Source organism: Actinomadura sp. 7K534 (genome assembly GCF_004348575.1).
Taxonomy (GTDB): Bacteria; Actinomycetota; Actinomycetes; order Streptosporangiales; family Streptosporangiaceae; genus Spirillospora; species Spirillospora livida.
In genome coordinates this window covers 24,145-44,563 of sequence record NZ_SMKB01000035.1, presented here as the reverse complement: position 1 = coordinate 44,563, position 20,419 = coordinate 24,145, and the positions used below count along the sequence as shown (strand labels likewise).

The following is a 20,419-nucleotide window of genomic DNA, read 5'->3' as shown; positions in this document are numbered from 1 at the left end:
CCCCCGTCCTGGACGCGCCAGAGACCGTCCCCGACACGGCTCCCGACCGGCGGCCCGCGCCCGGCGGCACGGCCCCGTCCCCGACCCCGTCACCGTCCTCGGGCGGGACGCCGTCCCCCACCGGGATCCCGGCTCCCGGCGAGGCGCCGTCTCCCGGCGAGAGGCCGGCCGGCTCCGGGAACCGGGCCCCCGGCAGGGCGTCCTCGCCCGGCGGAACCCCGGCGAAGCTGTTCGACCCCGCCGAGTCCGACCGGTTCAAGGAGCGCTGGCGGGACGTGCAGTCCGCGTTCATCGACGACCCCGGCGACTCCGTGCGCAAGGCGGACGACCTCGCCTCCGAGGCCGTCGACGCCCTCGGCCGCGCGATCGCCGAGCAGCGGCGCAGGCTCTCCGAGGGGCTGGCGGACCGGGACGACGCCGACACCGAGCGGCTCCGGCAGGCGCTGCGCGGCTACCGCGACCTCCTGGACCGCATCTTCGCCGCCTGAGCGGCCCTGACCACGACGAGCCGGGCGCCCCGCGTCGCCGCGGGGCGCCCGGCTCGCGTGCGCCCCGTCCTGGGAGATCATCGACGGCTTCACCTCCGCCCGGACTCGTCAGGAGCGGCGCGGGGGTGAATACTGAATCTCATTCGGTAAGCCCCCTGAGCGGAGGACCAACGGTGTCGGAGACGTACTCGATGACCATCGACGGCCAGGCCGCGGACGCCCCCGCGACCTTCGGCGTGATCAATCCGGCGACCGGGGAGGTGGCCGAGCAGGCGCCCGACGCCTCCCGGGAGCAGCTCGACGCGGCGATGGCCTCGGCCCAGGCCGCCTACACGGAGTGGCGCCGCGACGAGTCCGCGCGGCGCAAGGCGCTGCTCGCCGCGGCGGACATCATGTTCGCCAAGTCCGAGGAGATCGGACGCATCCTGACCCTGGAGCAGGGCAAGCCGCTGGGCGACGCGACGATGGAGGTCGTCGGCGCGGGCGTGTGGCTGAAGTACTTCGCCGACCTGGAACTGCCCCGCGAGGTCATCCAGGACGACGACAACGCGCTCGTCGAGGTCGTCCGCCGCCCGATGGGCGTCGTCGCGGCGATCACCCCGTGGAACTACCCGCTGCTCCTCGCGATCTGGAAGCTCGCCCCGGCGCTGCTCGCCGGCAACACGATGGTGCTCAAGCCGTCCCCGTTCACCCCGCTGTCCAGCCTCAAGCTCGGCGAGGTGCTGCGCGACGTCCTGCCGCCCGGCGTGCTGAACGTCGTCACCGGCGGCGACGAGCTCGGCGCCTGGATGACCTCGCACGACGTCCCGCGCAAGATCAGCTTCACCGGCAGCGTCGCCACCGGCAAGCGGGTCGCCGCGGCGGCGGCGCCCGACCTCAAGCGCGTGACGCTGGAGCTCGGCGGCAACGACCCGGCGATCCTGCTGGACGACGCCGACCCCGCCGCCATCGCCGACAAGCTGTTCGGGGGCGCGTTCCAGAACAACGGCCAGGTCTGCTCGGCCATCAAGCGCGTGTACGTCCCGGAGGCGCTCTACGGCGACGTGGTGGACGCCCTCGCCGAGCGCGCGAAGGCCGCCAAGGTCGGCGACGGCCTGCAGGAGGGCGTCCAGTTCGGGCCCATCAACAACAAGCCGCAGTTCGAGCGGGTCGGCGAACTGGTCGCCGACGCGCTCGCGGGCGGCGCGCGGGCGGCGGCGGGCGGCAAGCCCGTCGACGGGCCCGGCTACTTCTTCGAGCCCACGATCCTCGCCGACGTCGCGGACGGCTCCCGCATCGTGGACGAGGAGCAGTTCGGCCCCGCCCTGCCGATCATCAAGTACACCGACGTCGAGGAGGCCCTCGCCCGCGCCAACGGCACCCACTTCGGGCTGTCCGGCTCGGTGTGGAGCGCCGACGCCGACCGGGCCGCCGAGATCGCCGGGCGGCTGGAGTGCGGCACCGCCTGGGTCAACACGCACCTGGCGCTCGCCCCGCACCAGCCGTTCGGCGGGTTCAAGTGGAGCGGCGTCGGCGTCGAGAACGGCCCGTGGGGCCTGTACGGGTTCACCGAGATGCAGGTCGTCCACCGCTCCAAGCACTGAGCGGGTGAGGACGTAGGGGCCCGGCCTCCGGCCGGGCCCCTACACCATTCCGGCGCGTACTTCCTGTGCGTGAGGTCACGACTTCGAGTCCGGAAAGTGATAGGGCCACTACTGGTGGTCGGCCGACGGAATGGGACACTTTCTGGGGCGGGCTCGTGTCACCGCACCGCCGACCGTGGAGGCACGGATGCAGACCTGGGACGTCATGCGCCGGGACGACATCGGCAACACGTTCCATGTGGCCGCGCACGACTCGCGTATCTCGGCGCTCGCGCAGGTCCTCGTCTTCGAGAGCGGCGTCCGGCACCGGCAGACGTACTGGGTCGAGGGCCCGCCCGGCCCCGCCGTCCGCACCAACCGGGACCTGTACCTGGTGTTCCTGCAGCTCGGCCAGGAGGCCAGGGCGGCGTCGTGGTCGCTGTCGGCGTTCCTGCGCTCGCTGTGGAAGGTCGGCCTGCCGCTCGCCGACCGGCCGGACCTGGAGCCCGACGACGTCGCGGCGATGTTCGCCGCGGCCGCCACCACCCCGCCCGCCGACTTCGACCCCGCCTGGAGCGGCAAGGACCTTTCCCTGCCCGGCGACGAGCCCGAGGGGTACGCCGACTGGGAGCGGGTCCTGCTCTCCCAGATCGCCGACCTGGAGGACTTCCTCACCGCTCCCCCGGGCCCGCGCGCCCGGTTCGGCGTGGACGCGCCCCGCCCGCCCGGCTCCGGCGCCCGCGCCACCCCGCCGCGCTGGTACAACTTCGACCCGGCCACCTACCTCGAGTGCGCCGTCGCGGGCAGCCTCGGCGGCTGGGACGCCGCCGACGGCGCCCGGGTGCCGCTGCCCGCGCGCCCCGGAGATCCCCCGGCCCGCTCCTACGTCCGCACGATCACCACCATGACCTGGGGCGATCTCGCCAGGATCGCGGTGTGCGGGCAGGTGTACGAGTAGCCCGTTCTGTCCGGCCCGCGTGGTAGGACTGGACGCATGAGCGAGAGGCCGGTCCAGTTCAGCGACCGGGGCGGCTGGTGGCTGGCGCAGGCGCGGCCGCATCCCGCGCTTCGCGCGTTCCTGCGCTCGTACGACGGGTACTGGGAGACGCTGGCGGCACCGTCCCGGCGGCGCACCGTGCCCACCCGGACCACCGTGACGATCATCAATCTGGGTCCGCCGCTCTACCTGGAGGTCCCCGGTTCCGGCGGCCGCGTCCACGGCTCGTTCGTCGCCGGTATGCACGACGGGCACGGCATGTACCGCAGCCCCGGCGGGCAGCGGGGCATCCAGCTCGACATGACCCCGCTCGGCTCCTACACGCTGTTCGGCGTCCCGCTCGCCCGGTTCACCAACGACGCCGTCGACCTCGCCGACCTGCTGGGCCGCGGCGCGCAGATGCTCGTGGAGCGGCTGGCCGCCGCCCCCTCGTGGGGCGAGCGGTTCGACCTCCTCGACGACTTCCTGCTGCGCCGCCTGGCGGACGGCCCCGCCCCCGACCCGGAGGTCGCCCGGGCGTGGCGGCTGCTGAACCGCGACCTCGCCGTCACCGTCGCCGACCTCGCCGCCGAGGTCGGCTGGAGCCGCAAGCACCTCACGAACCGGTTCCGCGAGCAGGCCGGCCTGCCGCCGAAGGTGATGGCCCGGGTCCTGCGGTTCCAGCGCGCCGTGGAGCTGCTGTCCGGCGGCACCGGCTTGGCGGACGCCGCGTCCGCCGCCGGCTACTACGACCAGGCGCACCTCAACCGCGAGTTCCGCGCGCTGTCGGGCTGCACCCCCACCGAGCTGATCGCCGGGGAACGGCCGGCCGGCGCGGCCCGCTAACCCTGGCGCACTCCCCCGCCGAGGTTCATCACGACCACGCCCACCACGATGATCACCGCGCCGGCGATCGTCACCGGCTTGACCTGCTCCTTGAACAGCAGCACGCCGCCGGCGAAGGCCCCGACCGTGCCGAGCGCGGACCAGATCGCGTAGACCGGCCCGACGTTCAGCGACAGCAGCGCCCGCGCCATCAGCACGAAGGAGACGAGGTAGCCGGCCACCACGATGACGGACGGCCAGAGCCGGGTGAAGCCCTCGGAGGCGCGCATCGCCAGCGTCGCCGTGACCTCGAAGGCGATCGCGAACGCGAGCAGGACGAACGGCATCAGCGACCTCCGCCGTGCTCGGCGGCGATCGCCTCGAACACCGCCGTGTCCGCCTCGAAGGGCGTGCCGGGCCGCGGCCAGTGCAGCACGATCTCGGTGACGCCGAGTTCGGCGTAGCGGCCCGCGAGGTCGGCGAACGAGCCGGGCGACGCCAGCCACGGCTCGTCGGAGAAGCCCGTCAGCAGGATCCGTTCGGGGATCTCGCGGCCCTCCGCCTGGCAGGCCGCGTCGAGCGCCGCCAGGCGGGAGCGCACCGCGTCCTGCGGCCCCGTGCCCTCGGCCGCGCCGGTGGTGACCCACGCGTCGCCGTGCCGCGCGGCGACCCGCATGCCGCGCGGCCCGTTCGCGGCGATCACGAACGGCACGCGCGGACGCTGCACGCAGCCGGGGTCCTGGACGACCTCGCGGGCCGAGTAGTACGTCCCCTCGAACGTCGTCTCCGGCCCGCGCAGCAGCAGGTCGAGCAGCTCGACCCACTCGGCGAAGCGGGACGCGCGCTCGCGGGGCGTCCAGTCCGCGCCGCCGAGGACGCCGGCGTCGGAGGTGCGGCGCAGGCCGCCCGCGCCGATGCCGACCGTGAGCCGCCCGCCGCTCACGTGGTCGACCGTCCGGACGGCGTGCGCGGTCGGGACGGGGTGCCGGAAGTTCGGCGAGGTGACCATCGTGCCGATCCGCACCCGGGAGGTGACCGCGGCGGCCGCGGCGAGCGTCGTGTACGCGTCGTACCAGGGCGTCGCGCCGCGCCAGGCGATGTGGTCGTACACCCACGCGTGCCGGAACCCGAGGTCCTCGGCGCGCCGCCACAGCTCCCCCGCCTCCGGCCATGACCGCATCGGCCACATCACGGTGCTGATCCTCGGTGTGGTCACCGGTCTCCTCCGCTCCCCTGTCCGGCGCCCGGGAGGTCCCGGGCGGATCGCCGCACCAAACTAGACGACGGGCGGGTGCGCGCGAGCCAGTGGTGCAGCGCCCACCACCAGTTCGCGGCGCGGGACACCGCCGCCCCGGACGACGGGTCCAGCAGCGGGCGCCCGGTCAGCTCCTGCAGGCGCCGGATCCGGTACTTCACGGTGTTGCCGTGGACGTGCAGCGCGGCGGCCGTCGGCTCGATCCGCCCGCCGTGGTCGAGGTAGGCGAGCCCCGTCTCGGCGAGCTCGACGTGGAACGGGTCGTCGGGGTCGAGGCCGGCCGGCAGCTCGGCGGCGAGCAGCCCGCCCAGCTCCGGCTCCGCCTCCATCGCGGTGAGCAGCGCGAGCTCGGTGAGCCCCCGCAGGCCCGTCATCCCCGCGGCGGCGCCCGCGTGCAGCGCCCGCCGCCCCAGCGCGTACATCGGCGCGATCCCGGCGGGCGGCGCGGGCGGCGCGGCCACCAGCAGCGGGCCGGCCGGCCGGCCGGCGATCGTCCCCGGGTCGGGCAGCCGCGCGACCAGGGCGGCGAGCCGGCCGTCGACCAGCCCGCACAGCGCCGTCCCCGCGGCGGCCAGCCGCGACTCCAGCCGGGCCGCCACCGCGGGGTCGCTGACGTCGGAGACCACGCAGTGGTAGGCGCCGGACGGGTCGAGCGGCGCGAGCACCGGGACCGCCTCGCCGTGCAGCAGCTGCCGCAGCATCTGCACGCGGCCCTCCCGCACGGTGCGGGCCATCTCCAGCTCCGCGACCCGGTGGGCGTGCACCATCCGGTGGACGAGCGCGGTGGTGATCTCGTCGATGCGGGTGACGCCGTCGAGGAGGACGGCGTCGGGGACGCCCAGCCGGCGGCCCTCGGCGATGAGCGTCCGGACGAGGTGGGCGCGCCCGGCCTGGAACCCGTCCAGGAACGCCGCGACCGGCACGCCCTGCCGCGCCCGGTCCGAGCCGAGCCGCTCGGCCGCGGCCAGCACGTCCTCCCCGGGGCCGCCGCTGCGCAGCGCGGCGGCGACCCCCCGCACCAGCGCGCGTGTGTGCCTGCGGGTCTCCTCCGCCGGCAGGGCGGCGACCAGTTCGGACTTGCTCCGGGCGGCGCGGACGGTCTCCTCCAGCACCGCCGGGTCGTCGCTGTGCTCGATCAGCAACCGCAGGAACCGGTCGCTCGCGCTGGCGTCCATCGCCCCATTCTGCGCCGTCGTTGTCCCGGACGGACAATCGGCCGCGCGGGGGTTGGACGGCCCCGGTCTAGCCGGGACGCCGGACGATGGTGTTCGGTGGTCCCAAAACACCCAAGGAGTGCGCCGATGTCGGATGAAGACGAGTTCCTGGAGAAGCTGCCGACCGACCTGATCTTCCGGCTGCCGCCCGCGTTCGACGACGTGGCCGACGAGCGCCGGCACCGCAAGGAGCGCCTCACGGCCGCGCTGCGCATCTTCGGCAAGTTCGGCTTCGAGGAGGGGGTGGCCGGGCACATCACGGCCCGCGACCCCGAGCGCACCGACCACTTCTGGGTCAACCCGTTCGGCATGTCGTTCAAGCACATCAAGGTCAGCGACCTCATCCTGGTGAACCACCAGGGCCAGGTCGTCGAGGGCCGCTACCCCGTCAACGAGGCGGCGTTCGCGATCCACTCGCAGGTGCACCAGGCCAGGCCGGACGTCGTGGCCGCCGCGCACAGCCACTCCACCTACGGGCGGGCGATGTCCGCGCTCGGCCAGAAGCTGGAGCCGATCACGCAGGACGTGTGCGCGTTCTACCAGGACCACGGGCTGTTCGACGACTACACCGGCGTCGTCACGGACCTGGAGGAGGGCAAGCGCATCGCCGCCGCCCTCGGCGACACGAAGGCCGTCATCCTGCGCAACCACGGCCTGCTCACGGTCGGCGACACCGTGGACGCCGCCGCCTGGTGGTTCATCACCATGGAGCGCTCGTGCCAGGTGCAGCTCCTCGCCAAGGCCGCCGGGCCGGTCGTCCCGATCGAGCACGAGAACGCCGTCCTGACGCACGGGCAGATCGGCAACGACCTGGTCGGCTGGATCAACTACCAGCCCCTCTACGACCAGATCACCCGCGAGCAGCCCGACCTGTTCGAGTGACGGCCGGGTGAGGGCGCCGGCCGGCCCGCCCGGCCGGCGCCCTCAGCGCTCGGTGAGCGGCAGCAGCACCCGGAACCGGGTGTCGCCCGGGAGCGACTCGACGCGGATGTCGCCGCCGTGCCGGCCCACGACGACGCGCCAGGAGATGTCGAGGCCGAGGCCGGTGCCCTCCCCGACCGACTTGGTGGTGAAGAACGGTGTGAAGATCCGGTCGAGGTTCTCCTCGGGGATGCCCGGCCCGGTGTCGCCGATCTCCACGACCGCGTGGTCGTTCTCCGCGCCCGTCCTGATCGTGAGGGTCCCCGAGCCCCGCATCGCCTGCAGCGCGTTCACGATCATGTTCGTCCAGACCTGGTTCAGCTCGGCCGCGAATACCGGGACGGGCGGCAGCGACGGGTCGTAGTCGGTCTTGACCGCGACGTCCGGGCCGATCTTGCGTTTGAGCATGGTGAGCGTGCTGTCCAGCAGCTCGCGCAGGTCGGTCCGCTGGTAGCCGGCGCGGTCGAGCTGGGAGTACTGGCGCGCCGAGTCCAGCAGGTTCGTGATGCGCCCCATCGCCTCGGAGATCTCCAGCTGCAGCTGGGCGACCTCCAGCACCTCGGCGAGCCAGCGCACCGCCGCCGGCAGGTGCTCGCCCGCCGCCCGCGCGACCTCCTCGGCCCGCTCGACGTCGGCCCCCGCGGCGACGAGGCGCGGCGCGAGCTCCCAGGCGTCCGGGACGCCGTGCTCCTCCAGCCAGTCGCCCAGCTCGTCCTCGGCGTCGCCGACCTCCAGCGGGCTGCGGCGGGCGCCCGGGCGCGGGAGCGCGGGCCCCAGCCGGGCGAGCGCGCTCAGCCGCGTGCAGTCGACGCCCTCCGCCGCGAGGTCCGCCAGGCCGGCCTGCGCGCCGAGCAGCCGCTCGCCGAGCTCGTCGCTGGCCCGCGCCGCCGCGGCGGCCGGGTTGTTCAGCTCGTGGGTGAGCCCGGCGGTGATCCTGCCGAGCGCGGTGAGGCGCTCCACCTGGTCGACGACGCGCCGCCCGGTGGTCATCCCGAAGAACACCCCTTCCAGCAGGTGGGTGGCCATCGGGAACCACTCGCGGACCGCGTGGGCGAACTTGCGGGCCGGCAGCGCGAACATCCGGCTGGGCCGCGACGCCAGCAGCGAGTGCTGGTACCGCTGCTCGATCTTGTCGCCCAGGTACGCCTGGACGGCGCCGCCGTAGGTGCCGGGGCGGGAGGTCCGGCTGACCTCCATGACGTGCCCCCGGACGTTCTGGGTCATGACGATCTCGCCGTCCAGCAGCACGTAGAAGAACTCCGCGGCCTCGCCCTGCGGGCAGATCACCCCGTCGGCCGGATACTCCTCGATCCTGCCGCACCGCGACAGCCAGCCGAGCTTGTCCTCGTCGAGGTCCTCGAAGAGGAACAGCCCGCGCAGCTCCTCCGGTGACACCGTTGCGCTCATGCCTGCTCCAGGTAGCGGTGGACGAGGGCGACGGCCATGGCGCCGTCGCCGACCGCGGAGGCGACCCGCTTCATCGACTCCGCGCGGACGTCGCCCGCGGCGAACACGCCGGGGACGCTGCTCTCCAGGTGGTAGGGCTGGCGGGCGAGGGGCCACCCGGCGGGGCGGCGCCCCCCGGCGACGAGGTCGGGCCCGGTGAGCACGAAGCCGCGCGCGTCGCGCTCGACGAACCCGTCCAGCCACCCCGTGCGGGGCTCGGCTCCGATGAAGACGAACAGCCAGTGCGCGTCGATGGTCCGCTTGCCGGCCGCCGAGGCGAACGTCAGCCGCTCCAACCGGCCCGCGCCCTCCGCCGCGCACACCGTCTTGCCGGTGTGGACCTCGATGTTCGGCGTCTCCGCTATCTCCTGGATCAGGTAGTGGGACATCGACGCGGCGAGGTCGTCCGCCCGGACGACGATGTGCACCTTCTTGGCGTACCGGGCCAGGTGGACGGCGGCCTGCCCGGCGGAGTTGGCGCCGCCGACGATGGCGACCTCCTCGTTCTCGCAGGCCGGTGCCTCGGTGAGCGCGGAGCCGTAGAACACGCCGCGGCCGACGAAGTCGTCCACGCCGTCGGCGTCGAGCCGCCGGTAGGAGACGCCGGTGGCGAGGATGACGGCGTGCGCGGCGATCTCCGAGCCGTCCGCCAGCCGGGCCACCCGGGCGGTGCCGCGCGACTCCAGCGCGGTGACCTCGCCGGCCTGGAGCAGCTCGGCGCCGAACCGCGCGGCCTGCCGCCGGGCCCGCTCGGCGAGCTGCGTCCCGCTGACCCCGTCGGGGAAGCCGAGGTAGTTCTCGATGCGCGAGCTCTGCCCGGCCTGGCCGCCGAGGGCGTGCCGCTCCACCACGACCGTCCGCAGGCCCTCGGACGCCCCGTACACGGCGGCGCCGAGCCCGGACGGCCCGCCGCCCACGACGATCAGGTCGTAGAACCCGGTGGACGGGCTGCTGGCCAGCCCGATCGCCGACGCCAGCTCGGCGTCCGACGGCGCCGACAGCGCCGACCCGTCCGGCGTGACGATCAGCGGCAGCTCCGGGTCGCCGGCCGCGGCGGCCAGCCGGGCGCCCTCCGGGTCGCCGTCCAGCAGCCAGGTGTAGGGCACCTGGTGGCGGGAGAGGAAGTCGCGGACCTCGTAGCAGCGGGCCGACCAGCGGTGCCCGACGACGCGCAGCTCCCCCGGCGGGCGCCGGTCGGTGCGCGCCCACGCGTCGAGCTGCGCGTCGATCACCGGGTAGAGCTTCTCCTCCGGCGGGTTCCACGGCTTGAGCAGGTAGTGGTCGAGGTCGACGACGTTGATCGCGCGGATCGCGGCGTCGGTGTCGGCGTAGGCGGTGAGCAGGACCCGGCGGGCGTACGGGTACAGGTCCATGGCGCGTTCGAGGAACTCCACGCCGGTCATCCCGGGCATCCGGTGGTCGGCGAGCAGGACGGCGGTGTCGTCGCCGCGCAGCCGCAGCCCGGTCAGCGCCTCCAGGGCCTGCGGGCCGGACTCGGCGCGCACGATCCGGTACGACCCGGCGTACCTGCGGCGCAGGTCGCGCGCCACGGCGCGGGACACGCCCGGATCGTCGTCGACCGTCAGCAAGACTGGCTTGGACAAGGTGTCTCCCTCGTTCCCGCGTACCCCTCGGAAAAAGCCTACGTTTCCTTCGGCGGCCCCGGGCACCCGGCGGCCCCCCGGCATCGGCCATGATCGGGGCATGGACCTGCGTGTTGCGCTGATCGGATACGGCACCGGCGGCTCGGTCTTCCACGCCCCGCTGATCGCGTCGGTGCCCGGCATGCGGCTCGCCGCGGTCGTGACGGGGAATCCCGGGCGGCGGAAGGCCGTCCTGGAGCGGTACCCCGAGGCGGAGGTGTTCGACACCGCCGACCGGCTGTGGAGGGCGCCCGAGGGCTACGACCTGGTCGTGGTCGCCGCGCCGAACCGGCAGCACGTGCCGCTGGCCAGGGCGGCGCTGACCTCGGGCGTCCCCGCCGTGGTGGACAAGCCGGTCGCGGCCTCCGCGGCGGACGCCCGGTCCCTGGCCGCGCTGAGCGTCGTCCGGGGGCTGCCGGTGTTCCCGTTCCACAACCGGCGGTGGGACGGCGACTACCGGACCGCGCGGCGGCTGGTCGGCTCCGGCGCGCTGGGCGACGTCCAGCGGTTCGAGTCGCGGTTCGAGCGCTGGCGCCCCGAGGTGCGGCGGAGCTGGAAGGAGAGCACCGACCCCCTCGACGCGGGCGGCATCCTGTTCGACCTGGGCTCCCACCTCATCGACCAGGCGGTCACGCTGTTCGGCCGGCCGGACCGGGTCTACGCCGAGGCCGACACGCGCCGGCCCGGAGCGGCGGCCGCCGACGACGTGTTCGTGGCCCTGTCGCACCCCGGCGGGCAGCGCTCCCACCTGTGGATGAGCGCCACCGCCGCGCACCTCGGCCCGCGGTTCCGCATCCTCGGCAGCCGCGCGTCCTACACGGTCTCCGGCATGGACGAGCAGGAGGAGCAGCTCCGCGGGGGCCTCACGCCCAAGGACCCCGGCTACGGCATCGCGCCGCCGGAGTCGTACGGGCTGCTCGGCACGCCGGGTGAGCAGGCCCCCGAACCCACGGCCCCCGGCGCGTACCAGGACTTCTACGCGGGCGTCGTCCGCACCCTCCGCGACGGCGCGCCGCCGCCGGTGACGCTCGCCGACGCGATCACCGGCCTGGAGGTCATCGAGGCCGCCGGCCGCTCCGCCCGGGAGGGCACCGTCGCGGCCCTGGACGGTCAGTAGCGCAGGCCGGTCAGTAGCGCAGGTCGGCCAGCACCCCGTAGTGGTCGGACGGGACGACGCCGTCCACCGGCCGCTCGCCGAGCAGCTCGCAGCGGACGGGGTGGCCGGCCCCGCCGGCCCGCGGCCAGGCCGAGAAGACGTAGTCGATGCGGCGGTCGGGCCACAGCACGGGCCTGGTCCAGTGGTTGGCCCTGCTCCAGGTGTACCCGGCGGTCCCGTCACCGGCCGTCTCCCAGGCGTCGTAGAAGACCACGCCCGGCGCGGTGACGGCGGCGCGGCCGGTCAGCATGCGGATCTCGTCGGAGTCGGGCGCCGCGTTGAAGTCGCCGCACACCGCGACCGGCGCGTCGTCGCCCGCGACCTGGCGGACGAACGCGCCGAGGGTGCGGACCTGCTCCTGGCGCTGCGCGCTGTGGCCGAGCCGCCACCCGAGCGCGGCGCCGAACACGTGCAGGGGGCCGCGCGGCCCGTCCACCCTGGCGTGCACGGCGAGGCCGGGGTCGGTGGCCGTGGCGGGGTGCTCCTCGTGGGCGAGCCACTGCCGCCCCACCTGGCCGAGCGGCCAGCGGGACAGCAGGGCGATCCCCGACCTGTCCCGGCCCCCGGCGGACGGGAATCCGCGGAACACGGTGTGCGGCAGGCCGAGCGCCTCCGCGAGCCGGGCGGCCTGGGCCTCGTCGTCGTCCTCCCACGCCTCGACCAGGACGACGAAGTCGGGCTCGGCGTCCCGGAGGGTCGCGGTGATCGCCTGCTCGCGGGCGCGCCAGGGGCCGTAGCGGTGCCAGACGTTCCAGGTGGCGACCCGGACCGTCGTCTCGATCAGCGGGCCGTACGGCTGCTCGATGTCATAGGCCATGGCGCGAGCGTTCCAGCGCGCGCCGCGGACCGCCAGGCGGCGGGCCGGGGATCAGAGGACCGAGACGTGGACATGGTCGAAGTGGTTCTGCGTGATGCTGCCGCGGTCCTCCATCTGGCGCCAGCCGCCGCTGCTGCGGAAGTCGTAGATGCGCTGCTTCCAGATGATGTACTTCAGGCCGAGCCGCGACGCGTTGTTGATCAGGTACTGGGAGACGTTGTCGCCGTGCGCCAGGGCGGAGGCGCTCGGCATCGCGCCGCCGGTGCTCTCCATGAAGTCGCAGGCGGTGCCGGACCCGTGGTCCTGCGGGTCGCCGGGCCGCGCGCAGCCGATCGAGGGGAACGGGCCGAACCTGCCGTCGACCTCCACCAGGACGGTCCGCATCCGCGCGGTCATGGAGTTCCCGACGATCGGGGACTTGGTGCCGCTCGCGCCGTCGGGCCGTCCCGCGCCGCCCCCGCCGGAGGGGGCCTGCGTCCGGGCCACCTGGGGCTCGTACTTGGCCAGCAGCTTCTTCACGCGGGTGCGCTGGCTGGTGAGGTCCTTGATCTCCTTCTCGACCGCGTCCAGCTTCTTGCGGGCGGTCTCGTCCGACTTCTCCGCCTGGGCGGTGAGCGTCTTCAGGTTCTCCAGGCGGCGGCCGTTGTTGCGGCTGATGTGCTCGATGACGGCGGCGTCGCGGACGGCGGCGCCCGGCTCGGCCGAGGAGATGATCGGGACCACGTCGAGGCGGCCGGTCATGTAGGAGGTGGAGGCGAGGCGGGCGACGTCGGCGCGGGCGGCGTCGTACTCGCGGTCGGCGCGGGCGGCGTCCGCCCCCGCCCGCTCGGCGGCCTTCTTCGCCTCCTCCAGGGTGACGAGCTCGCCGCGGTACTCCTTGGACAGCTTCTCCGACTGCGCCTTGAGCTTGGCGTACTTCTTCTTGATGTCCTCGGGCGCCTGCGGGAGGGCCGCGGCGCTCCCGGACGCCGGGGGCAGCGCCACCGCGACGCCCGCCGCGAGGGCGAGCGCCGCCAGGCGCCGCGCGGTGCCGCGCCCGCCCGATGCGCGGGCCGTCCTGCCGAGGGGGTCGAGGGCCGCCACAGATCTCTCCTAGATAACAAAGCTCAAGATTGGCGGCACATTACCACAACAGCCCCTTTAGCCTCACAAGCGCCAAAGAACCACATACCGTGACCGCCGGCTACCGATGAACCATACGGCCGGGGCCGGGCCGCGGTTCAACGGCCCGGCCCCTTCGCCGGCGGCGCCGCGGCCCCCCGTCCGCGACGCCCCTGCCACACTCCCCGTCACACGCCCCCCGTCACGTTGCGACGAGCTCCTCCCAGCGCGGGACCCGCGGCCGGGACAGCAGCCGCAGGCCCGCCTCGGCGACCGTCCGGTCGCCCTTGCGGTTGTTGCACCTGCCGCACGCGAGGACGGTGTTCTCCCAGGTGTCACCGCCGCCGCGGGAGCGCGGGTGCACGTGGTCGATCGTGTCGCCCCGCCTGCCGCAGTAGCAGCAGCGGCCGCGGTCGCGCAGGTACACGCCCCGCTTGCTCCACGGCGGGCGCCTCCCGTGCCGCCAGCGCATCGCGACGTACCGGACGAGCCGCAGGACCCGCGGCACCGGGAAACTGCCGAAGGTCCGGCCCTCGACCGCCTCCTCGACGACCGCCACCTCGCGCACCAGCATGCGGATGGCGTGCCGCAGGTCCACCCGTTGTAAGGGTTCGTACGACGCGTTCAGGACGAGCACGTTCACCGGGTCACCTCCCCACCTTCCCGCCGCTCCCCCGCCAGGATTCGAACCTGGATATTCCGCATTAACGGCGCGGCGTTCCGCCGTTGAACTACAGGGGAATACTTCGGCAATTCTGCAGGATTCCGGGCATTCCCGGAAGCCTCCTTAAGAGTGCCGATACGGCGGTGGGGAGGCAACGTGTTTTCGCCCCCGGCGGTCTCCCGGGGCCGCGGCTCAGGCGGTCAGGGGGAAGCGGGCAGCGACGCGACCGCGGCCTGGTATTCCATCGACTCGCGTTCCACGCGGAAGCCGAGTTCCTCGTTGACGGCGAGCATGTGGGCGTTGTCGCCGGCGTTGTCGGTCTCGATCTCGCGGACGCCGGGGCGCGTCGCGGCGAGCCATTCGAGCATGGCTGCCTTCACCCAGATGCCGATGCGCCGGCCGCGGTGCTCGGGGACGACGGCGGTGTCGTACTGCGCGGCGCGTCCGGTGCAGCCGTCCGGGACGACGACTTCGGTGAACCCCGCGACGGCGCCGCCGGACAGGGCCGCGACGGTGTAGAGGTCGTCGCCGCGCTTGGCGACGACCTCGGCCATCTCCCGGACGCGGTGCGCGTCCCACGGCGTGCCCTCGTACTCGGCGAAGTCGGCCATGGCGTACTTGGCGCGGGCGAACGCGGCGGCGTGCTCGGCCGGGACCACGCCCCGCCACCGGACGAGCCGGTACCCGGCGGGGGCCTCGGCCAGCAGCCGGGCCACGCGCTGCGCCGGGACGTCGTCCAGCCGCAGCAGCAGGCCGCGCAGCGTCAGCACGCACTCGAACCCGTGCGACTCCAGGAACGGGACGGCCGGGGTGCCCGCGAGCACCTGCGCGATCACGCTGGTGCGCCCGTCGGCGCGCAGCCCGCCGGCCGCGGCGGCGAGCAGCCGGCCGCCGAGCCCGCGGCGCCGGTCGCCGGGACGCACCTGGATGTCGATCTCGCCGGGACGGCCGGCGCCCGGCTCACCGGGCAGCCGCAGCGCCGCGACCGCGGCCAGCCGCGCGTCGTCGGCGGCCGCCCACAGCCGCCGCCGCGCCCCCGGCTCGGCGCCGAGCAGCCGCCGCGCCGGGCGCTCCGGATCGGGCTCGGGCCCCGCGGCCGGGTCGGCGGCGTGCACGGCGGCGAGCACGTCGTGCCACTGCCGGAGCTGCGCGTCCGTCGGATCATCGAGCGCGATGACGTCCATCCGACTGTTGTACCTGATCGTCACCCGGCGTGGCCGCGTCCCCCGGCAACCGGTGGTTTCGGTCTGCGGGAACCGAACTCAGCAGCCGCGCGAGAACGCCTCCAGGATGCGCTCGGCGGCCAGGGCGGGCGTGAGCGAGCCGTCGGCGACCTCCTTCTCCAGGCCGGGCGCCAGCTCGCGGACGCCGGGGTGCGCGTGCAGCTCGGCGAGCAGCCGCTCGCGCACCATCGCCCACGTCCAGCCCACCTGCTGCCGCCTGCGCCGGGCCTCCAGCTCGCCCGACTCGCGCAGCTCCTCCTGGTGCTCGACGATCCTGTCCCAGACCTCCCGCAGCCCTCTCCCCTCCCTGGCGCTGCAGGTCAGGACGGGGATGTCGCGGACCCGCTCGTCGCTGCGCAGCAGCCGCAGCGCCCCCGACAGCTCCCGCGCGGCGCGCTTGGCCTCCATCTTGTGCTCGCCGTCGGCCTTGTTGACGGCGATGACGTCGGCCAGCTCCAGCACCCCCTTCTTGATGCCCTGGAGCTGGTCGCCGGTGCGGGCGAGGGTGAGGAACAGGAACGAGTCGACCATCTCGGCGACGGTGGTCTCGGACTGGCCGACGCCGACCGTCTCGACCAGGACGACGTCGTACCCCGCGGCCTCCATGACGACCATCGCCTCGCGGGTCGCCTTGGCGACGCCGCCGAGCGTCCCCGCCGTGGGCGAGGGCCGGATGAACGCGTTCGGGTCGGTCGCGAGGCGCTGCATGCGGGTCTTGTCGCCGAGGATGCTGCCGCCCGTCCGGGTCGAGGACGGGTCGACGGCGAGCACCGCGACCCGGTGCCCCGCGTCCGTCAGCCGGGTGCCGAGCGCGTCGATGAACGTGGACTTGCCGACGCCCGGCACCCCGGTGATCCCGACGCGCCGGGCGCCGCCGGCGTGCGGGGTCAGCTCGACCAGCAGCCGCTGCGCCAGCTCCCGGTGGTCCGGACGGGTCGACTCGACCAGCGTGATCGCCCGCGCGATCCACGCCCGCGACCCGTCCAGCACCCCGGCCGCGTACTCGCCGACATCCCTGGTCACTGCGCGGGGTGCCCGAGGGCGGCGGTGAGCTTCTCCAGGAGGCCGGTCGCCGCGTCGGCCAGGACGGTGCCGGGCGGGAAGATCGCCGCGGCGCCGGCGGCGCGCAGTTCGTCGAAGTCGCCGGGCGGGATGACCCCGCCGACGACGATCATGATGTCGTCGCGGCCGAGCGCGGCCAGCTCCTCGCGCAGCGCGGGCACCAGCGTGAGGTGGCCGGCGGCGAGGGAGTTCACGCCGACGATGTGCACGTCCGCCTCGACGGCCTGCCGGGCGACCTCGGCCGGGGTCTGGAACAGCGGGCCCACGTCGACGTCGAAGCCGAGGTCGGCGAACCCGGTCGCGATGACCTTCTGGCCGCGGTCGTGGCCGTCCTGCCCCATCTTGGCGACGAGGATCCGGGGGCGGCGCCCCTCGGCCTCCTCGAACGCGGCGGTCGCCGCGCGGGCCTTCTCGATCGAGGACACCCGTCCCGCCTCCTCCCGGTACACCCCGGAGATCGTACGGATCTGCGCGGCGTGCCGCCCGTAGGCCTTCTCCAGCGCGTCCGAGATCTCGCCGACGGTCGCCTTGGCGCGGGCGGCCCCGATCGCGAGGGCGAGCAGGTTCTGCTCCAGTCCCGGCGCGCGGGTCCCGTTCTCCGCGGCCTCGGCGGCGCGGGTCAGCGCCTCCAGCGCGGCCCCGGTCGCGGCCTCGTCGCGCTCCTCGCGCAGCTGGCGCAGCTTGTCGATCTGCTGCGCGCGGACGGCCGCGTTGTCGACCTTGAGGACCTCGATCTCCTGCTCGGTGTCGGGGCGGTACTTGTTGACGCCGATGACGGGCTGCCGCCCGGAGTCGATGCGGGCCTGGGTGCGGGCGGCGGCCTCCTCGATGCGCATCTTGGGCAGGCCCTCGTCGATCGCCTTGGCCATCCCGCCGGCCCGCTCGACCTCGGTGATGTGGCCCCAGGCGCGGCGCGCGAGGTCGTAGGTGAGGCGCTCGACGTAGGCGCTGCCGCCCCACGGGTCGATGGTGCGGGTCGTCCCCGACTCCTGCTGCAGGACGATCTGGGTGTTGCGGGCGATCCGGGCCGAGAAGTCGGTCGGGAGGGCGAGGGCCTCGTCCAGCGCGTTGGTGTGCAGCGACTGGGTGTGCCCCTGCGTGGCCGCCATGGCCTCGATACAGGTGCGCGCGACGTTGTTGTAGACGTCCTGCGCCGTGAGCGACCAGCCGGACGTCTGGCAGTGGGTCCGCAGCGACAGCGACTTGGGGTTCTCCGGGCCGAACTCCTTCACGAGCTTCGCCCACAGCAGGCGGGCGGCGCGGAGCTTGGCGACCTCCATGAAGAAGTTCATCCCGATCGCCCAGAAGAACGACAGGCGGGGCGCGAACGCGTCGATGTCCAGGCCGGCGTCGCGGCCGGCGCGGATGTACTCGACGCCGTCGGCGAGGGTGTAGGCCAGCTCCAGGTCGGCGGTGGCGCCAGCCTCCTGGATGTGGTAGCCGGAGATCGAGATGGAGTTGTACTTCGGCATCCGCTGCGAGGTGAACGCGAAGATGTCGGAGATGATCCGCATCGACGGCTGCGGCGGGTAGATGTAGGTGTTGCGGACCATGAACTCCTTGAGGATGTCGTTCTGGATGGTCCCCGCGAGCGCCTCCGGCTCCACCCCCTGCTCCTGCGCGGTCGCGATGTAGAGCGCGAGGACGGGCAGCACGGCGCCGTTCATGGTCATCGACACGCTCATCCTGTCCAGCGGGATGCCGTCGAAGAGCTGCCGCATGTCGTAGATCGAGTCGATCGCCACCCCGGCCATGCCGACGTCGCCGGAGACGCGCGGATGGTCGGAGTCGTAGCCGCGGTGGGTGGCCAGGTCGAACGCGACCGACAACCCCTTCTGCCCGGCGGCGAGGTTGCGGCGGTAGAAGGCGTTGGACTCCTCGGCGGTGGAGAACCCCGCGTACTGGCGGATCGTCCACGGCTGGGTCGCGTACATCGCCGGGTAGGGGCCGCGCAGGTACGGCGCGATGCCGGGGTAGGTGTCCAGGAAGTCGAGCCCGGCGAGGTCGTCCCCGGTGTAGAGGGGTTTGACGCCGATGCCCTCCGGGGTCTCCCAGGTCTGGGCGCCGGGGTCCGTGCCCGCCTCGGCCACCGCGGCGCGCCAGCGCTTGGCCGTCTCGTCGGCGGGGGGCGCCGTCCCGAGCTCGATCTCGGTGAAGTCGGGGATCATTCGCTCACTCCCAGATCGTCGAGGGTGGTCTCCAGCACCTCGATCGCGTCGCATCCCGCGTACACGCCGGCGACGTCCCCGGGGACTCCCTCGTAGGTTCCCCTACCCGCCAGCCAGACCTTCACCGCGCCCGCGTCCCGCAGGATCCGCACGGCGTCCGCCGCCTGCTCCGCGTACACCTTGTCGCTGGAGCAGAGGCACGCGACGGTCGTCCCGGACGCCCCGAACTCCTCGGGCGCGCCGGTGACCGTCTCGATCCCGCCCGCCTGGAAGAGGTTGGCGGCGAACGAGGCGCGGGCGGTGTGGACGGCGATCGGGCCGAGCGTGGCGAGGAAGACCCTGGGGCGGGCGCCGGCCGCCTCGGCGTGGGCGTCGGAGCGGTCGCGCAGGGCCTCGAAGTCCTGCGCGTAGGTCACGACGGGCAGGCCGCCGCGCGATTCCCCGCCGGGTGAGGACGGCGCCGGTTCCCGCTCCGGGAGGGCCTCGGCGAGGTTGGGGTACTCGCTGACGCCGGTCAGCGGGGCCTTGCGCCTGGCGATGTCCTTGCGGCGCTTCTCCCACGTCGCCGCGAGCCGGCCGGCGACGAGGCCCGAGTCGAGCGCGGCGGCGAGGCCCCCGGCCTTCTCGATCTCGGTGAACCAGCTCCAGGCGGCCTGGGCGAGGTCCTCGGTGAGGCTCTCGGCGTACCAGGAGCCGCCGGCCGGGTCGACGACGCGGGCGAGGCTCGACTCCTCCAGCAGCAGCGTCTGGGTGTTGCGGGCGATGCGCCGGGCGAAGTCGTCCGGCAGCCCGAGCCGGGCGTCGAACGGCTGGACGGTGACCGCGTCGGCGCCGCCGGCCCCGGCGGCGAACGCCGCGATCGTGGTGCGGAGCATGTTCACCCAGGGGTCGCGCCGCGTCATCATCGCCGAGGACGTGACCGCGTGGACGCGGGCCGCCGTCCCGTCGGACGCCCCGCTGACCTCGGCGATCCGGGCCCACAGGCGCCGGACGGCGCGGAGCTTGGCGATGGAGGAGAACTGGTCGGCGTTGACGGCGAGGCGGAACTCGATCTGCCCGAACGCCTCGTCCACGCTCAGCCCCGCCGCGGTCAGCGCGCGCAGGTAGGCGACGCCGGCGGCGGCGGCCGCGCCGAGCTCCTCGGCGTCGCTCCCGCCGGCGTCGTGGTAAGGGGTGCCGTCGGCGACGACGGCGCGCAGCCGCGGGAACCCGCGGGCGCAGCGGACGGCCAGCGCGGCGGCCTCGTCGAGCGACCCGGGCGCGCCGGTGCGCGCGGCCAGGCCGAGCGGGTCGGCGCCGAGGTTGCCCGACACCTCCGCCGCGTTCCCCCGCTCGGTGGCCAGGGACAGGAACGCCTCGGCGGCCTCGCCGGTGCCCTCCCCCGCGTCCAGGACGACCGGCGCGAGGTCGAGCAGGACGTCCCGCAGCGCCTCGGCGAGCCCGGCGGCCGGCATGCCCCCGCCGCCCAGCCGCAGCCAGACGGACGTGGCGCCGTTCTCCAGGTCGGCGAGGACCGCGGCGCGGGTGACCGCCGGGTCGGGGTGCGCGTGCGGCTGCCGCACGTCCCATCCGGCGATGCCCTCGCCGTCCGGCCGCACCTCGCGGACGTACGGGGCCAGGCCGGGGCGTCCGGGCGGGGCGTCGTCGCGGGTGTACAGGGCGGCGATCGGCACCCCGTCGTACGACTCGCGGGCCAGCAGGCCCTCGATCTCGTCGAGGGGGGTGTCCTCGGTCGCCGCGCCCGACCTGCGCAGCACACCCTTCACCATCTCCCGCCACCGGTCCCGTTCGGCCGGGGGGAAGGCGGCGGCCAGTTCCAGTTCCTCAGGCGGCACCGTCATGCCCTGGATCGTAGGCGAGCGACCGAATGCCGCTCTAACGCGGGTCCCGGTGAGGGG

The 20,419-nt window shown here is 74.3% G+C and carries 18 protein-coding genes and 1 tRNA gene; 6 read left to right on the top strand and 13 right to left on the bottom strand.

From position 1 onward, the window contains the following. The 4 genes from E1266_RS37855 to E1266_RS10455 all read left to right on the top strand — a co-directional run. A partial coding sequence (locus E1266_RS37855) for a hypothetical protein (protein ID WP_165966019.1) occupies nucleotides 1–488 on the top strand: 488 nt, incomplete at its 5' end. A 173-nt stretch (nucleotides 489–661) separates the two neighbouring features. Continuing rightward, complete coding sequence (locus tag E1266_RS10465) at nucleotides 662–2,071, top strand: aldehyde dehydrogenase family protein (RefSeq protein ID WP_243718345.1); 1,410 nt, start codon at nucleotides 662–664, stop codon at nucleotides 2,069–2,071. A gap of 187 nt (nucleotides 2,072–2,258) precedes the next feature. Beyond that, nucleotides 2,259–3,008 (top strand): hypothetical protein, encoded by a 750-nt coding sequence (locus tag E1266_RS10460; protein WP_132046116.1) that lies wholly within the window; start codon nucleotides 2,259–2,261, stop codon nucleotides 3,006–3,008. A 36-nt stretch (nucleotides 3,009–3,044) separates the two neighbouring features. Continuing rightward, on the top strand, nucleotides 3,045–3,872 hold the full coding sequence (locus E1266_RS10455; RefSeq protein ID WP_132046115.1) for an AraC family transcriptional regulator: 828 nt from the start codon (nucleotides 3,045–3,047) through the stop codon (nucleotides 3,870–3,872). Here the strand turns inward: E1266_RS10455 and E1266_RS10450 are convergent. Genes E1266_RS10450 through E1266_RS10440 form a run of 3 tightly spaced genes read right to left on the bottom strand, consistent with a single transcriptional unit; the run spans nucleotide 3,869 to nucleotide 6,281 of the window. Then, nucleotides 3,869–4,198 (bottom strand): multidrug efflux SMR transporter, encoded by a 330-nt coding sequence (locus E1266_RS10450; protein WP_132046114.1) that lies wholly within the window; start codon nucleotides 4,196–4,198, stop codon nucleotides 3,869–3,871. The two genes, E1266_RS10455 and E1266_RS10450, sit on opposite strands and share 4 nt — an antisense overlap. Further along, nucleotides 4,198–5,067 carry an LLM class flavin-dependent oxidoreductase gene (locus tag E1266_RS10445; RefSeq protein ID WP_207945532.1) on the bottom strand — a complete coding sequence of 290 codons (870 nt, stop codon included), beginning with the start codon at nucleotides 5,065–5,067 and terminating at the stop codon, nucleotides 4,198–4,200. Before E1266_RS10445 ends, E1266_RS10450 begins: the two co-directional genes overlap by 1 nt. After that, a complete protein-coding gene (locus E1266_RS10440; protein WP_132046113.1) occupies nucleotides 5,064–6,281 on the bottom strand; it encodes a helix-turn-helix domain-containing protein in 1,218 nt (405 codons plus the stop codon). Before E1266_RS10440 ends, E1266_RS10445 begins: the two co-directional genes overlap by 4 nt. 126 nt (nucleotides 6,282–6,407) lie before the next feature. Between E1266_RS10440 and E1266_RS10435 the strand changes: the two genes are divergently transcribed. Beyond that, nucleotides 6,408–7,202 carry a class II aldolase/adducin family protein gene (locus E1266_RS10435; protein WP_184884134.1) on the top strand — a complete coding sequence of 265 codons (795 nt, stop codon included), beginning with the start codon at nucleotides 6,408–6,410 and terminating at the stop codon, nucleotides 7,200–7,202. 42 nt (nucleotides 7,203–7,244) lie between these two features. Here the strand turns inward: E1266_RS10435 and E1266_RS10430 are convergent, their stop codons facing one another. Together E1266_RS10430 and E1266_RS10425 are read right to left on the bottom strand one after the other, a co-directional pair. Further along, nucleotides 7,245–8,648, bottom strand: coding sequence for an ATP-binding protein (locus E1266_RS10430; RefSeq protein WP_132046112.1), 1,404 nt, complete (start codon nucleotides 8,646–8,648; stop codon nucleotides 7,245–7,247). Further along, a complete protein-coding gene (locus E1266_RS10425; RefSeq protein ID WP_243718344.1) occupies nucleotides 8,645–10,291 on the bottom strand; it encodes an FAD-dependent oxidoreductase in 1,647 nt (548 codons plus the stop codon). Before E1266_RS10425 ends, E1266_RS10430 begins: the two co-directional genes overlap by 4 nt. A 100-nt stretch (nucleotides 10,292–10,391) precedes the next feature. Between E1266_RS10425 and E1266_RS10420 the strand changes: the two genes are divergently transcribed. Further along, entirely contained in the window at nucleotides 10,392–11,447 is a 1,056-nt protein-coding gene (locus tag E1266_RS10420) for a Gfo/Idh/MocA family oxidoreductase (protein WP_132046110.1), read from the top strand. 10 nt (nucleotides 11,448–11,457) lie between these two features. Here E1266_RS10420 and E1266_RS10415 read toward each other — a convergent pair whose 3' ends face one another. The 8 genes from E1266_RS10415 to E1266_RS10380 form a co-directional block, all read right to left on the bottom strand. Then, on the bottom strand, nucleotides 11,458–12,303 hold the full coding sequence (locus tag E1266_RS10415; RefSeq protein ID WP_132046109.1) for an endonuclease/exonuclease/phosphatase family protein: 846 nt from the start codon (nucleotides 12,301–12,303) through the stop codon (nucleotides 11,458–11,460). A gap of 51 nt (nucleotides 12,304–12,354) precedes the next feature. Beyond that, complete coding sequence (locus E1266_RS10410) at nucleotides 12,355–13,386, bottom strand: hypothetical protein (protein WP_243718343.1); 1,032 nt, start codon at nucleotides 13,384–13,386, stop codon at nucleotides 12,355–12,357. 220 nt (nucleotides 13,387–13,606) lie between these two features. Then, a complete protein-coding gene (locus tag E1266_RS10405) occupies nucleotides 13,607–14,047 on the bottom strand; it encodes an HNH endonuclease (RefSeq protein ID WP_132046108.1) in 441 nt (146 codons plus the stop codon). Between the two features lie 26 nt (nucleotides 14,048–14,073). Then, nucleotides 14,074–14,145 (bottom strand) — tRNA-Asn (locus tag E1266_RS10400). Nucleotides 14,146–14,268: 123 nt separating this feature from the next. After that, nucleotides 14,269–15,252, bottom strand: coding sequence for a GNAT family N-acetyltransferase (locus E1266_RS10395; protein ID WP_132046107.1), 984 nt, complete (start codon nucleotides 15,250–15,252; stop codon nucleotides 14,269–14,271). A 78-nt stretch (nucleotides 15,253–15,330) separates the two neighbouring features. After that, a complete protein-coding gene (gene meaB / locus E1266_RS10390) occupies nucleotides 15,331–16,314 on the bottom strand; it encodes a methylmalonyl Co-A mutase-associated GTPase MeaB (protein WP_132046106.1) in 984 nt (327 codons plus the stop codon). After that, nucleotides 16,311–18,521 carry a methylmalonyl-CoA mutase gene (gene scpA / locus E1266_RS10385; RefSeq protein ID WP_132046105.1) on the bottom strand — a complete coding sequence of 737 codons (2,211 nt, stop codon included), beginning with the start codon at nucleotides 18,519–18,521 and terminating at the stop codon, nucleotides 16,311–16,313. The genes meaB and scpA overlap by 4 nt, the downstream gene beginning before the upstream one ends. Next, nucleotides 18,518–20,362 carry a methylmalonyl-CoA mutase subunit beta gene (locus E1266_RS10380; RefSeq protein WP_132046104.1) on the bottom strand — a complete coding sequence of 615 codons (1,845 nt, stop codon included), beginning with the start codon at nucleotides 20,360–20,362 and terminating at the stop codon, nucleotides 18,518–18,520. Before E1266_RS10380 ends, scpA begins: the two co-directional genes overlap by 4 nt. Nucleotides 20,363–20,419: the final 57 nt, after the last annotated feature.

Coding starts and splice junctions, on each gene's coding strand:
- E1266_RS10460 (WP_132046116.1), top strand. CDS start 2,259: ATGCAGACCTGGGACGTCATGCGCCGGGACGACATCGGCAACACGTTC.
- E1266_RS10435 (WP_184884134.1), top strand. CDS start 6,408: ATGTCGGATGAAGACGAGTTCCTGGAGAAGCTGCCGACCGACCTGATC.
- E1266_RS10420 (WP_132046110.1), top strand. CDS start 10,392: ATGGACCTGCGTGTTGCGCTGATCGGATACGGCACCGGCGGCTCGGTC.
- E1266_RS10450 (WP_132046114.1), bottom strand. CDS start 4,198: ATGCCGTTCGTCCTGCTCGCGTTCGCGATCGCCTTCGAGGTCACGGCG.
- E1266_RS10455 (WP_132046115.1), top strand. CDS start 3,045: ATGAGCGAGAGGCCGGTCCAGTTCAGCGACCGGGGCGGCTGGTGGCTG.
- E1266_RS10380 (WP_132046104.1), bottom strand. CDS start 20,362: ATGACGGTGCCGCCTGAGGAACTGGAACTGGCCGCCGCCTTCCCCCCG.
- E1266_RS10440 (WP_132046113.1), bottom strand. CDS start 6,281: ATGGACGCCAGCGCGAGCGACCGGTTCCTGCGGTTGCTGATCGAGCAC.
- E1266_RS10395 (WP_132046107.1), bottom strand. CDS start 15,252: ATGGACGTCATCGCGCTCGATGATCCGACGGACGCGCAGCTCCGGCAG.
- E1266_RS10430 (WP_132046112.1), bottom strand. CDS start 8,648: ATGAGCGCAACGGTGTCACCGGAGGAGCTGCGCGGGCTGTTCCTCTTC.
- scpA (WP_132046105.1), bottom strand. CDS start 18,521: ATGATCCCCGACTTCACCGAGATCGAGCTCGGGACGGCGCCCCCCGCC.
- E1266_RS10415 (WP_132046109.1), bottom strand. CDS start 12,303: ATGGCCTATGACATCGAGCAGCCGTACGGCCCGCTGATCGAGACGACG.